Consider the following 13,157-nt stretch of genomic DNA (forward strand, 5'->3'; position numbering starts at 1 on the left):
TATTATTTGGTTAGATCCTCAAAAGAAAATACCTCCGTAGAAACTTCGCCCAGCCAGCCGCTTTTGGCCAGAACACCGCATTGTATTTTGATAAAGTCAATATATTGCAGATTGGCTTCCGTTCCATCGGCATGGATGGCATTGGAAATTTTGAAACCGTTCCTTTGTCCGCTTCCATCCACCGTACTGCCGCCTTCTATCTGGTCGTTTCCGAAATTATCCACGTACCCCCAGTCATAACTCTGATTATCCCAATAACCGGTTTGAGAATCTTGGGTGTTGCGGGCGGCCAGACAAGTGCCTGTCAGGGTATAACTGTTTTCCGAAATCCAAGCCGGATAATAATAGTCTTGTGTATGATAAGCGGACAGATAGTCTACCCAGCCGTTTCTACCGTCGGAACTGATCCATTGGACATCCATTTTTTTGCCTTCCGGACGGTAATAGGTCACTTCAAAATTCTGTATTGTTTCTTCCTTGCCTGCTTCAGATCCTTTCAGTTCGTACCACTCGTCATCCGGCAATCCGTTTCCGTTTATATCTTGCATGACCCATACGATACCCGGTTCGGAACTGCCGTCAAAGGCGTTCCCCTGAACACAGAAATCATATTGGTTACCCGAATTGGGAATACTGTGGTCGAAGCCGACGATGATATAACCCCCGAAAGAACCTAAAGAGACGTGCAGTTTGTCTTTCAAACGCTGTGTTGCCCATGCGACAGCCGCTTCAGGGGATGTTTCGTTGCCGGTCATACCGCCTATCGTGCTCGTCTCGTTGATAAATTGGCCGGGAGCTGGGGTATATTCATAGACTTTATTCCAGAGCTTGGAACTTCCCGAAGCCCGGAAGCCGTCTTGTTCCTTTTTGTCCACACAAACGACTTTTACGGTGGCAGTGACAGCCGTTTTCCCTTTGTCGATATTCCTGCTTATTTTTTCCGTCGGTGTGTCTTCCGACACAGTACAGGAGACGGTGTATTCTCCGGGTGCGGACGGCGTGAACTTGAACATGCGTTCCACTTCTCCTTCCATGACCTGACCGTCCACACTCCACTCAAAACGGGGATTGTCGAAATACTCCAACAACGGACGCAGGAAAACAGGACGGTCGGCAAAAGTGTACCTGTCCGTGGATGTTTGCAGGTAAGACGGGGTCGGGAATTTGACAACGTAGGGCATCGTTTCCACGACCTCTACGCTTACGTCTTTCGTTGTTGTCCCATCTATATTGGAAGCGTTGATTGTCACCGTATAAACACCGAGTTCTTTTTCATTGAAAGTATAAGTATTCTCGGTGGAAACGATTTTTCCTTCCCGTACCCATTCGATTTTGAACCCTTCGACATCCGAATGCTGAATATCGGGAGTAAATGTGTAATCGGTATTCCGGACGACTTTTAGCCCCTGCGAAGGTAGTGCCAGTGAGATGACCGGAGGGGTGAGTTCTTTCACTTCTACTTTCAGTTCCTCTTCGGCATAGCCTTCCGCATTGTCTACTCTTAGTTTGACATAAAAATCCCCGCATTCATTCCATGTACGTTGAAGAGACGGACCCGAAGAAACCAGCGTACCGTCTATCGTCCAAGCAAAAAGAGCATCTTCAACATTCTGGTATGTCGGGGCGATAGTCAATTCGTGATCGACCTTGACCGTGTAAATACCGGTCTCGCTGTCAAGTTCTATTATAGGTTGTCCTCCTACTTCTTCGGTAATGACTTCATCCTTGTTGCAGGAGGTGAACAGCATACAGGCAGAAATAATAAAATAGTGAAAACGATGCATGATGTGTGGATTTTAGAAAAATAACAGGGATACCCCCGACAGAAGGGATATCCTTGTATTCTTTTTATTGTATGGTGATATCATCAATACAGATATAAGCCGGAGTATTCAAACCGTATGCTCCCGAATCCGAACCCTCGAAGTTGAATTTCACACTTTGCACCCCTTCGGCATTGATTTCCCAATAATCCCATGTCGTGATAGGATCAACCTGTTGTTGGCCGTTACGATAATCGGCTAAAAGACGTTTGTAAGTGCGGATCAGACCGCCATTCGCATCATAACATTCCAGATTCACTTGGAAATACCCTTTCATCTCTTTCAGAGGAGTCGCTACCCCCGTAGAACCGAACTGATTACCATAAGTAATGACACCATAAGTGTATGAGGTGTTGCAGATCCACAGGCCGACCAATTTCCGGGGAACATTGAAATAAAATTCTGGTTTAGCCATCCATGCCTGATTGTAAGCATCCACATATCCGTAAACGACACCGAAATTGGAACCGCTGTGCCCGGCTTCCTTATTCTGTCCTTCCGCTTCCACCGCAGTGTTATAGACAGAACATTGGTTTAGATAAGAATACCACCAGTCTCCGGTATTTCCCGACTGATTGGAGCGGATGTTCCAGTTGGAAAGTGCGATGCCGCCGCTGGAATACTCTGTGCTTCCACCTACAGTATTAAACATTGAAAGGAAGAGATATTCTTCCGGAGTATTGTCGTAAATGGTGGTTACTTGAGGATACCCTTGGTACGAATAAAGATTTTCTCCGGCCGAGGTAGGTCCTGCTAACATGCCGGGATCGAAATCATCGAAAGTGATAGTTAAAGTACCGTCCGAATTTGTCACAGCACGGGTTTGCGAAGTTCCGGAATCAACCGGGTCCATCAAAAAGTCATCGTCCGAGCTACAGCCAGAGAACAAGGCGGTTGCGGTAAATAGACAGGCACCTGCCAGAAAGCGTAATTTTCTTTTCATAGGTCACTCATTTTAATGTAAAACATATTATTAACAAACACAAAAAATTCCCGTTCGTGCGGACTTACACGAACGGGAATATGTCTGTCTTCAAATATTGAATGGCCGATGAGCTATTCCTTATTTGATTACGACCCGTATATCCCGCAGGTGTAAATCTCATTCCGGTCATGGCAGGTCTTCTGACTCGTCCCGGTCATCGTGCCTTCCCGGTATTACACCAGTGGCAAAAGTTCGATGTCCGTTTTTGTGGACTCACAGCAGCGGGTACTGTCCCGGATTTTCACCGGGTTCCCTTTTCATTCGGAAGGCGTAAACCTCCCGAAACCATTTCCCGACTGCAAAATTATCTATATTACATATCAATTCCAAATAATTCATAATATTTATAATAAAACACACAAAGCATGACAACCGTACTGTTTTAATTAGAGCATTCAAGTTTACGACAAACGAAGACGGTAATTATCATACACAATATCCATAAACCAACAAAACAGCTTGCCATTTTCCATAACAATGCGTTCTGGAATAGATAACTGTTAGCTGCAATTATGCAAGCAAAAAAAGCAGACAGAATAATGACTATTAATATCATGCACCAGAAATTAATCCTATAAATTTATGGAAAACAAGTAAGGGAATGGAAGTTCCGTTGCCGCATGGATGCAGGTGAAGGACCTTCTCTTTTAACGTTGGATACGCCAATGCACGCCAACGGAAGACTCTGATATTATCTGTTTGGAAAGGATATAGGATGTGCGTTACTTTGTCGCATATTCAGAATCTTAAAAAGAATTTTAGTATGGAACTGACAATTATTGAAACAAGCGCGTATTAGGAGTTGAGAAAGCTGGTCAGCACGCTGGTCGTACAGATGGGCGACTTCCAGAAAAAGATTGCCCCGCCTGCGCCGGACAAGTGAATGGATGCGCAGGACGTATGTGATGGACTTATGCCCAAACACTTTCTGAAGAGTTTCCAGCAGCATCCCCTTGAGTATGGCCAGAACGGCAAATGCGTGGCGTCCGATGTGCGGGGTGACCTCGCCCCGGAGTTGCATTTCCTGCCTATGATTCCAAGACTGAGCCGCATGGCATTGTATTCACCTACCGGAAAGACACATTCGGGGAGTCTTTCTTTTCATCCGTACCCCTATATTTTTCAATCAGTTCGATAGCAATGGGCAATAATTTTACGACATACGCCACTCCCGTTTTTATACGGTTGCCCATCAGCCATGTACCGCCGTCGGAGTCGGTATGGATATTATCGTATGTTATGGCTTTCAAGTCCACATAGGAAAGACCGGTGAAGCACATGAACAGGAACATGTCGCGCATGGCACGCTGGCGTTTGTATCTCGGTTCTATATGGATTATCCTTTGCAGTTCCTCTTCGGAAAGGAAAGAACGCCTCTTGTATTCGGGCATACACTCGAATGATGCGAACGGATGAACCCGTATCCAGCCTTTTTCCTGCGCGATATACATCAGCCACTTCAAGGTATTGACACGCCCGAAGACAGTGGAGTTTGCCAAAGCGCATGTACCGAGCATCCAGTTGTAGTAATCCTCGATGAATGATTTCTCAAGTTCTTCGATGACAATATCCTCTGCATTCTTCTTGCTTTTCATGAAAAGCAGGAGACTCTTGTAATCGGCAACCAGACCGCAGTAGGTGCTTTCGGCTTTCTCTATGCCGATTTTCTTTTTATACGGTTCCAGCTGTTCCCTGAAAAGGTTCATAAGGGTGTGGCATTCCTCTGAGAAGCCGACATAGCGGTTATAGACTTTCTTGGCTGTAACAAAACTGTCGTGGTCGCAGATGTACTGGTAGTGCCTGGTGATTTGCGCCTTGATATTGTCAAGCTCCTGATTGAGTGTACGGGCCTCCTCGGACTTGCCTTTGGCCCGGTTGGTTTTGACGTCCCACAAAGCGAGGGACACTTCTTTCTTACAACTGAAACCGGCTTGGGTTCCATTGATGGTGATACGGCCCATAATCGGTGTCTTTCCGTTTTTTACAGACTGTTTATTCTCAAAACACTTAGCTATACATGGTCTGCGATAAGCTAAGAGAGATTCCCCTTACACAAAAGCATGGCATCTCCTTGTCGTATCTCGCCTTTATACTTTTATGTATAGTAGTCTACCGGATCGAATGAACAAGACCTATCCCATACATAAACCAATTTAGACTGCTATGTTATTTTTGAGGAAGAAGATGGAATGAGACCAGATACCCTCTTTAAGGCTGACTGTAAGTCGATTAAATGTAGAAAAAGATTGCTTTTGTCACAAGTAAAGTGTATATTTGCATTGAAAGAATCGTTCTTTGACAGAGGCAAAAGAAAACAGAATATTGTAATTCGCTCGTTTCTAAATCGTTACCTGATATTAATTAAACAGAAATAACTGTTTAATTTTCAATTAGATAGAGATTGTATGATGTTTCGCGGTGTAGGTTGTAATATCAACATTAAGATTTATTAATTGGGCAATTTCTTTTAGCCTTTGATTTATCTTATCTAACACATAGTGAATTCTCGTTTGCTTTTTCTTCTTTGTTGGATAAACTTCATCATTTAGTATCGGAAATAGGTAATCATTAGACCGTTTATACTTGTTTATTATATCCAATGCTTCTGGCAGTATTTTCAATTTAATTTGTTTTCCAGTTTTTTGACGAAGATATACCAATTGCTCTTCAACTATATTACTGTCTTTTAAATGAGCAATATCAACGAAATTAATGCCTCCGCACAAATAGCTAAATACAAATATATCTCTAGCAAAATTCAATTCATTTCCTTTCAAAGCAATATTCATGATTTTCTGAATATCTTTTTTGGATATAGCACGTTTATTTGTTGAGGTATCAAATTTACTGACCTTATATTTCTTAAAAGGGTAATAGCTTTCATTTACAATTCCTTCGTCTATTGCTTTATTATAGGCAGCACGTAACGTTCTAAATTGAATGCTCAAAGTTGTATCTTTATTCTCTCTCTTCCTTAACCATTTCTCGTAATTATTTAACCAAGTAACATCTATATCGGAAAAATAAATATCTAACTTCTTTTTTGTAAACTTCAACAAAGAATTGTATGAACTCACGTATATACGCCAATTTCCTAATTGTTCATCATTTTCCATACTTGTAAGCAATTGTTCATAGAATTCTTTTACAGTCTTTTTTGTAACTTGTTTATGATTAAAAGTTATCAGAGATTGGGCAGAGTAATCTTTATCCTCCACTTGAAAAGTTAGTATTTGTTGTTGATATTTCTTGAGATGCGTTGAAATAACATTTTCTATCTTTTCTCGTTCAGGACAATTACGCTTGGGACGCCCTTTTTCAAAATCCCAATATTTAGGGTTGACGGATATGCCAATACTTATATATTTCTTTTTACCGTCTTTACATACTCTAAGCATTAGGGGATGCTCTCCATTGGCTAGCGTTTTAGATTTGTAACACAACACATTAACCGTTGCATTCATGTCAATTTTCGGTTTAACTCTTGGTTTAACTTTCCACCAAAAAACCGCCTAAAATTGTTCTTGCAAGCAAAAAGAAAAGGAGCTACATTTTATCTTGTAACTCCTTGATTTCTTGCGGAAAGAGGGGGATTCGAACCCCCGAAACCCTTTAGAGGTTTACACGCTTTCCAGGCGTGCCAGTTCAGCCACTCCTGCACCTTTCCAGATGCGGGGACAAATATAGAAATTATTTTTGTATCATCACGTATATTCTTATCTATTTTTAACTGGAAATCTAAAACGATTTTTCTCACGGGGCGTATCAATAGTACAATTTCACCGGAGGGAACGTGAGATGAAACGGTGAAACTAAAGAGATTGCTAGCATTAGGAGAGAGGGAATTCCCGGTGTCACAACTAGGAAAAAGTGAATGTAGATTGTTGCTAGTCTCGGTGCGGTTACTTCGCTAATGGACGTAACCGCACTTTCTTTACATGGAAAATTTACCATAATTACCAAAAACTTGTCTGCTTTTTACGTATAGTCTAAGATATTTGGTAATTTCGCGGTAGAAAACAAAAAACGTTATGGACGATTTACAACACGTGGGATACAGCAAGGAGGTCATTGAATTTGTGGCCGTGGCAAAGGAGTTTTGCGGGTATTTAGAATCCGCGCAAGAGGAAGAAAGAAATGATTTTCTCTCCAAAGTGCAGAAATTTATCCCGTTAATCTATTTGAAGGGGAGTTTGTTGCCGGATTGCGAGAGTGACGAAATGGGTATGCTGGATGAAGCGGTGACGGAAGAGGATTATAATATGCTGCTCGCGTCCCTGCACGGGATACTCGGGGAACATGACGAGTATCTTGAAGTTTTTGACGATAATATGCAATACAGCGAAACTCCCGTCGTGAACTCGATATCGGAGAAGCTCTGTGATATATATCAAGATCTAAAGAATTTTATTTCCTCTTATCGCAGCGGCATGGTTGACGTGATAGCGGAAGCCCTGTGGCAGTTAAATAACAGTTTTGAATTATACTGGGGTAAATCTTGTGCCAGCGTGTTAAGAGCGATTCATCTGGCGATTTTCAAAGTGACCGACACGAGCGAACCCCAATAAAATCCAAGATACTAAACATGGAATACCAGACAAAGATAAGTGAGGAGGAGATTGAGGAGTTACCGCTCTTCACGTTTGACGGAGAAATCGTCGTGATAGATCACGAGAATAAGGTTCAAGCGGCCGTGGAAGATTTGCTCTCGTATCCCTACATCGGTTTCGACACGGAGACGAAACCGGCATTCAAAAAAGGAGTGACGCACCAAGTCGGCTTGCTCCAGTTGGCAACAGATAAGCGGGTGTATCTATTCCGCTTGAACAAGTGCGGATTCCCGAAAGAATTGCAAGCACTTCTGGCAAACGAGGAAGTCACGAAAGTAGGCGTGGGCATACGGGACGACATCCGGGGGTTGAGAAAATTGGGGAACTTTACTCCTGCCAGTTTTCTGGACTTACAGATTTTCGCCAAAGCGTTCAAGATCGAGGAAATGTCTTTCTCGAAACTCATGTCTATCATATTTCATGTAAAGATTTCAAAACGACAACGCACGTCCAACTGGGAAGCCCCGAAACTTACACCCGCCCAAGTTCATTACGCCGCGACAGACGCGTGGGGTGCGCTCAAAATGTATAAAGCGTTGAAATCCGGGAAGAGTCAACTTCAACAAGTGTCCTAATTCGGGACTTTATCGGACACGGGAATGGAAAAATAAAATGTTGTTCCTTTACCCTCCTTCGAGTTAAACCATATCTTCCCGTGGTTCATTTTCACGAAATCCTTGCAAAGTTGCAGTCCTAACCCGCTACCCTTCTCTTTTTGAGTCCCGTAAGAAATGAAATGCAAGCCGTCCGCGAACAGATCCCGTTGATGCTCTTCACTTATTCCCTGCCCTTTATCTCGCACGGACACGATCAGATACCCGTCTTTCTCCTCCCCGTCAATGTTTATTTCCCCGCCCGTGTAACTGAATTTTATCGCGTTTGACAGTAAATTGCGCAACACGGTTTTCATCATGTTCAAATCGGCATGAACCGGAAAAACTTTATCCAAGTGATTGTACACTTTGATCCCTTTGGCCTCGGCGATATTTTCCTGCAATGTCACGACATCTTTGGCTGCCTCGGAAAAAGAGAACGTCTGCAAAACAGGTTTCAATACCCCGTTCCGGCTATTGCTCCACAGCAACAGGTTTTCCAGCAACAAATACGCCTCGTCCGTTGTTTCCTGCAACATCTTGATCAGATGCTTGATATTGGAATCCGGGATTTTCTCTTTCTGGTGATCTATCGCCTCGAGAATCATTTTCAACGTCCCGATCGGGGCGCGCAAATCATGCGCGATAACCGAATACAATTTCTCTTTGGAACGTACCACATTTTGAATTTTCTCGTTCTGACAGGCAATAATTCGTTGAGATTCCAGTAAAAGCAACTGATTGTTTATACGCAGCATCAACTCTTTTTTACTCAACGGACGGGAAATAAATTCCACTTCCTCGTAATCCGCCACTTTTTGAAAATCCTCGTGCCGGTTGGGAAGCGTCATGTAAAGTATCGGGATATGCTTGGTTAAAGTACTCTCTTTCAATTGACGCACGACAACAATACCTTTGCCGTCTTCCAACCCGAGGCGGACAATGATCAAGTCCGGCATCCTCAATTTAGCGAGTAAAAATACCTCGTCCGCCTCCAGAGTGGTTATCAACTTGAAATTCTCCCCGGCAAGCAGACTCTTCATTTTCTCCAGATTCGAGATGGAATCATCCGCCAAAAGTATCGTGTATTCGTTATGATCTATATGCATGCGTCGCAAATTTATAACCAATTTTTGACAAAAGTTCCTTGTAGAGCCGATTAAATATCTCCGCCTTACCCGTCAACTCATCCTTTTCATCCGCGTTGCACGCAATTCCCTCATGGATAGATTTCCACATGGGAAACATGGATTCGGAAAAAGTTTGCAACTCTGTCTTCAATAAATTCAACTCGTTCTCCGCCTCCCTGTATTTAGTCACGTTATGCCCGATCAAATGAATCTCAATATGCTCCCGCCCCAATCGCACGGGATAAGCGTACCACTCGATAAACACCACCTCGTCACGTTGCGCTAATTGGGCATGGAAGGTCAACAAAGTATCGGTATGTTTTGTCACCGCCTCCAACTGCTTGGAAGAGATATCCATTTCCGTCATCAAATCCCCTATCCTGCACCCGATAACATCGTCCGGGCTGTCACCGAATAACGAGTAAAAAGTCTTGTTGGAAAAACTGATATGCAGATGCCTGTTAAGCCTCAAAATGTAGTCCACCCGATTCTCGATAAAATCCTGATAAAGAGCGTGATGTTTCACCAGCTTGCGCAATATCAACTCTTTCTCCAACGCGCCCGACAGTACAGATGCCACCTGAATCAAAAAATCGATCTCCTCCTTTGTCCACGGCTCCTCGTCATGACATCGGCTCAAGCATAAAAACGAGAAAAGATGACTCGATATATATAACGGTAAAAATATCGCGCACCGTACCTGCATGGCATGCATGATATTCTTTAACCCCTCGTTTGTCACCTCGTTTACATCCCGTATATATATATAATTATCCCTTTCCAACTCCCGCTCGAGTTTCCGGTCATAATAGAAACTTCTCTTTTCGTCCGTTTCCGGGAACACGGATTCACCGTTTTTCGTCCACTCCTCCGATATCGTGAAAGTCATATCATGGTTAATACTCACGATATACACCTGATCGGCTCTCTCGTGTTCACCCAATCTCCTTAAAGCTTGTTTCACGTTTTTGTTCAATCCCACGTTAGTGGATAATAATACATTCAAATCCGAGAGAAACTCCGCCCCTGTCATGTTATTTTCTGTTTGCATACGTTCGTTTGGATCGTTTAGTCCTTAATAAATGCTTTCAATTGTCACTATTTATACCCGAATTTCACACTTTAGGTTACATAAATCCCTATTTTTATATAACAACAATAAAATACATCTCCAAATAATCAACTATTAGCCAATATATTAAATTCTCCTTCATATTTTCCTGTACAAAAAAGGTAGAAAACATTTGGTAACTGAGAAGATTTTTGTACTTTTGTGCCCGGGTAAGTCCTATGCGACCAGCTCCTGTCGAACTCCCCCAGGGTCGGAAGGCAGCAAGGGTAGATGGTTGTAGCGGTGCGACATAGTCAGCTTACCCTTTTTGGAAACGCCTCTTTAGCTCAGCTGGCCAGAGCACGTGATTTGTAATCTCGGGGTCGTTGGTTCGAATCCGACAAGAGGCTCAGGAAAGTAAAGTTCTTTCAGTTGCTGTTGTAGCTCAGGGGTAGAGCACTTCCTTGGTAAGGAAGAGGTCTCGGGTTCAAATCCCGATAACAGCTCAGGGATAGCAGTCAATTTCTTGGCTGCTTTTTTTGTTTTATAGAACTATTATTCAGTTCCGCTATTTCTCAAATTATTTACTCCCCTGTCGGTTGCGACAAACCGATGAAAATCTAAAATAAAAAACATGGAAAAGAAGAAAGTAGTAATCGCGAAAATACAAGTAATCAAGGGAAAGGAAAATAAATTCATTGCACTCGTTTCGCCACTGACCGAGTTGTCTAAAGCAGAACCGGGCAATCTGGTTTACAGTTTATATCAAGACACTTCGGAAAACAACCGGTTTATAGCATACGAGGAATATACCAATGAAGAAGCATTTAACTATCATTGCAGTACCGCTCATTTCCAAACCTTCGTAGAAAATGTAAAACCATTGCTTGCCGCAGAGATTGATATTCAAGTCTTTTAGAATAAAGAGGGACTGCCGTTTCCGGTCAGTCCCGCGCAGTAATGCGTGCATGTTATTCGTGTAGAGTAACACGCTTTTTACTATCTTAGGCAAGATGTAAAATCCTTTATTATTTCAACGAGCAATTATTATCTACCGTGATTCAAAAGCCGAAAAATGGGGGTACTGCCGTTTCCAGACAGTTTCCCCCGGTGCGAAGCACTCGCACGTCATTCACGCGTTAGCATCACCATCACAACTAATTGAGGCAAATGGGATGTTCTTCCAATATACAAGTAGGCTCTAATAGATTATTCCGGATTGCCCAAATGGCAAATTTTTCCTCCGGGATAGGGGGAATGTTTAACGTGATTTTGTCGTGATCTTCCATAATCCTTTTTTAGTAAAACATCTGCCGCGGTTTCCCCCGCGGCTATATCTTAAAATCGTCACGACAAAAAAAGATGCGTACCACATCCTACGCTTCCCTCCCCCAAGCTTCGAAACAATCGAGAAGTTCCACGTAAGACGGGTACGCATATCTTTATATATACGTACACCGTCACCGAAAGGTCACCTGATTGTTTCGAAGCTTGAGATGACCTTCGTTTGCCGTGCATATATTTTCTAACCAAGAACGTGCTACACACGTTCATCTAGCAAAGGTATGAAAAATTATTAAAATTATACACCTCCTGCCATTTTTATTTTACAGTTATCCAGATTTATTCATTCCCGCGGCAGAGGAAATATTCCTGTTTTTTCGCTGTAATTATTCGCACCCTTCTCAGCCCCTGCCACACGGGGCTTACAGCAGTATCACGCCTCACGTAAACCTGCCTTTAACCTGCCCATAAGTTGGTCTTAACCCGACAGGACTATTTAACGACAGGTTTACACCCGACAGGGATAAAAACAAGATTGAGGCTGCTGAACAACCTCAATCCCATAAAACTATCACTCCAAACCTTTTCTTCACAACAACGTTTCAATTTTATCACGTAGCATATTCCGACGAAGCCCTTTTGCCACAATTTTGCCCTCTTTATCAATAACCACGACAAACGGGATGGCACGAATCCCCAACATCTTCACGAGTCCTGTCTTTTTAAATCCTTGTGGATTATGCAAACTAATCCAAGGAATCTGCTCTTCCTGACAGGCTTTTTGCCAAGCATCAAGTGAATTATCCAAGGAGATACTGACAATTTCAACCCCTTTATCCCTCCAATCCGGGTAAAATCTTTTCAAACTTGCCATCTCTTCCCGACACGGGCCACACCAAGATGCCCAAAAATCAATAACGGTCACCCGACCCGTCCAAGAAGAGATAACAACAGTATCACCAGCTTCATTTATCCCTGTCACCCGGGGAAAGGATTTACCGACCGCCGATTCCGAAATATCCTCCAACGCTTTTCTCATTCGTTGCCCTTGCGCCGTTTCCTGCATCATCGGGGATAAAGCCCTGTACATTTCTATTCCGATTTCATAATGAAATTTTCGTTCTTTATCAGCTAAATACACAGAATAAACATTATCGGGATGTTTTTGGATAAAACGTAATGCCAGTTTCAGGCGTAACGAATCGTGTTTCATACTTTCTGTCATCATTTCATCCAATAATACTTGATCTTTGGCTTCCATGATCTTGAAATAATTATATTTCTCGTACACTTCCATCAACTTGGATTCATATTCTTCATATAAAATCCGTTCAAATTCCAGACGTAATTCATTTGCAGGAGAGCCTGTCAAACTATCCGCGGAAAGATGTTCGTAATCCGAAACCAACTCCATTTTCTTACCATCCAACAACAAGAATAATTTCTTATCCCCTATCTGCAAGCAAAAGTTACCCGGTTCCGCAGCCTCTCCTTTCAACTTGAATTTTCCCTGTTTCAATTCGCCTGTCGCACTCGTTGTCATTTCCGGTGTAAATAACACCACTTGCCCTGTATCTTTCCCCGCGATATTACCGGAAAGGTAAAAACGGTACCCCTCGGGAGGGGTACACTTCAAAAATAAAACAATAAATATAATCCATATCAAAATTCGTACTTGCAT

Annotated in this window: 12 protein-coding genes, 3 tRNA genes, 1 other RNA gene and 1 riboswitch; of the genes, 6 read left to right on the forward strand and 10 right to left on the reverse strand. The window is 42.7% G+C overall.

Annotated elements, in window-relative coordinates:
• Nucleotides 1-2 precede the first annotated feature (2 nt).
• The 6 genes from CS948_RS04300 to CS948_RS04330 all read right to left on the reverse strand — a co-directional run bounded on the left by CS948_RS04300 (nucleotide 3) and on the right by CS948_RS04330 (nucleotide 6,475).
• Nucleotides 3-1,784, reverse strand: coding sequence for a PKD-like domain-containing protein (locus CS948_RS04300; RefSeq protein WP_004293827.1), 1,782 nt, complete (start codon nucleotides 1,782-1,784; stop codon nucleotides 3-5).
• Between the two features lie 64 nt (nucleotides 1,785-1,848).
• Entirely contained in the window at nucleotides 1,849-2,766 is a 918-nt protein-coding gene (locus CS948_RS04305) for a DUF4465 domain-containing protein (RefSeq protein ID WP_004289228.1), read from the reverse strand.
• Between the two features lie 154 nt (nucleotides 2,767-2,920).
• Nucleotides 2,921-3,113: riboswitch (cobalamin riboswitch) on the reverse strand.
• Between the two features lie 386 nt (nucleotides 3,114-3,499).
• Nucleotides 3,500-3,829, reverse strand: coding sequence for a hypothetical protein (locus CS948_RS21960; RefSeq protein ID WP_004289226.1), 330 nt, complete (start codon nucleotides 3,827-3,829; stop codon nucleotides 3,500-3,502).
• Between the two features lie 46 nt (nucleotides 3,830-3,875).
• Nucleotides 3,876-4,769 (reverse strand): phage integrase SAM-like domain-containing protein, encoded by an 894-nt coding sequence (locus CS948_RS04315; protein WP_004289225.1) that lies wholly within the window; start codon nucleotides 4,767-4,769, stop codon nucleotides 3,876-3,878.
• Between the two features lie 429 nt (nucleotides 4,770-5,198).
• Nucleotides 5,199-6,272, reverse strand: a complete 1,074-nt coding sequence (locus CS948_RS04325) for a site-specific integrase (RefSeq protein WP_099290501.1) — start codon at nucleotides 6,270-6,272, stop codon at nucleotides 5,199-5,201.
• A gap of 115 nt (nucleotides 6,273-6,387) precedes the next feature.
• Nucleotides 6,388-6,475: transfer RNA gene (locus CS948_RS04330), tRNA-Ser, on the reverse strand.
• Nucleotides 6,476-6,839: 364 nt separating this feature from the next.
• Here CS948_RS04330 and CS948_RS04335 point away from each other — a divergent pair.
• Both CS948_RS04335 and CS948_RS04340 read left to right on the forward strand, forming a co-directional pair.
• Nucleotides 6,840-7,376, forward strand: a complete 537-nt coding sequence (locus tag CS948_RS04335; RefSeq protein ID WP_099290502.1) for a DUF5063 domain-containing protein — start codon at nucleotides 6,840-6,842, stop codon at nucleotides 7,374-7,376.
• Between the two features lie 17 nt (nucleotides 7,377-7,393).
• A complete protein-coding gene (locus tag CS948_RS04340; RefSeq protein WP_099290503.1) occupies nucleotides 7,394-7,993 on the forward strand; it encodes a 3'-5' exonuclease in 600 nt (199 codons plus the stop codon).
• On the opposite strand, the gene CS948_RS04345 is transcribed toward CS948_RS04340, so the two are convergent.
• Together CS948_RS04345 and CS948_RS04350 are read right to left on the reverse strand one after the other, a co-directional pair.
• Nucleotides 7,990-9,120: a hybrid sensor histidine kinase/response regulator gene (locus CS948_RS04345; protein WP_099290504.1), complete on the reverse strand. Its 1,131-nt coding sequence runs from the start codon at nucleotides 9,118-9,120 to the stop codon at nucleotides 7,990-7,992. The two genes, CS948_RS04340 and CS948_RS04345, sit on opposite strands and share 4 nt — an antisense overlap.
• Nucleotides 9,104-10,192, reverse strand: a complete 1,089-nt coding sequence (locus CS948_RS04350; RefSeq protein WP_141560880.1) for a GAF domain-containing protein — start codon at nucleotides 10,190-10,192, stop codon at nucleotides 9,104-9,106. Before CS948_RS04350 ends, CS948_RS04345 begins: the two co-directional genes overlap by 17 nt.
• A gap of 228 nt (nucleotides 10,193-10,420) precedes the next feature.
• On the opposite strand from CS948_RS04350, the gene ffs reads away from it, so the two are divergent.
• The 4 genes from ffs to CS948_RS04370 all read left to right on the forward strand — a co-directional run bounded on the left by ffs (nucleotide 10,421) and on the right by CS948_RS04370 (nucleotide 11,111).
• An RNA gene (gene ffs / locus CS948_RS04355) (signal recognition particle sRNA small type) lies at nucleotides 10,421-10,520 on the forward strand.
• Nucleotides 10,521-10,528: 8 nt separating this feature from the next.
• A tRNA-Thr gene (locus tag CS948_RS04360) sits at nucleotides 10,529-10,602 on the forward strand.
• Nucleotides 10,603-10,626: 24 nt separating this feature from the next.
• Nucleotides 10,627-10,698: transfer RNA gene (locus tag CS948_RS04365), tRNA-Thr, on the forward strand.
• A gap of 128 nt (nucleotides 10,699-10,826) precedes the next feature.
• Nucleotides 10,827-11,111: a putative quinol monooxygenase gene (locus CS948_RS04370; RefSeq protein ID WP_099290506.1), complete on the forward strand. Its 285-nt coding sequence runs from the start codon at nucleotides 10,827-10,829 to the stop codon at nucleotides 11,109-11,111.
• A gap of 238 nt (nucleotides 11,112-11,349) precedes the next feature.
• Here the strand turns inward: CS948_RS04370 and CS948_RS21845 are convergent, their stop codons facing one another.
• Both CS948_RS21845 and CS948_RS04375 read right to left on the reverse strand, forming a co-directional pair.
• On the reverse strand, nucleotides 11,350-11,481 hold the full coding sequence (locus CS948_RS21845; protein ID WP_255301851.1) for a hypothetical protein: 132 nt from the start codon (nucleotides 11,479-11,481) through the stop codon (nucleotides 11,350-11,352).
• Nucleotides 11,482-12,065: 584 nt separating this feature from the next.
• Nucleotides 12,066-13,157, reverse strand: a complete 1,092-nt coding sequence (locus CS948_RS04375; protein WP_099290507.1) for a TlpA disulfide reductase family protein — start codon at nucleotides 13,155-13,157, stop codon at nucleotides 12,066-12,068.

The sequence above is a fragment of the Butyricimonas sp. Marseille-P3923 genome (assembly GCF_900184685.1).
GTDB lineage: Bacteria > Bacteroidota > Bacteroidia > Bacteroidales > Marinifilaceae > Butyricimonas > Butyricimonas muris.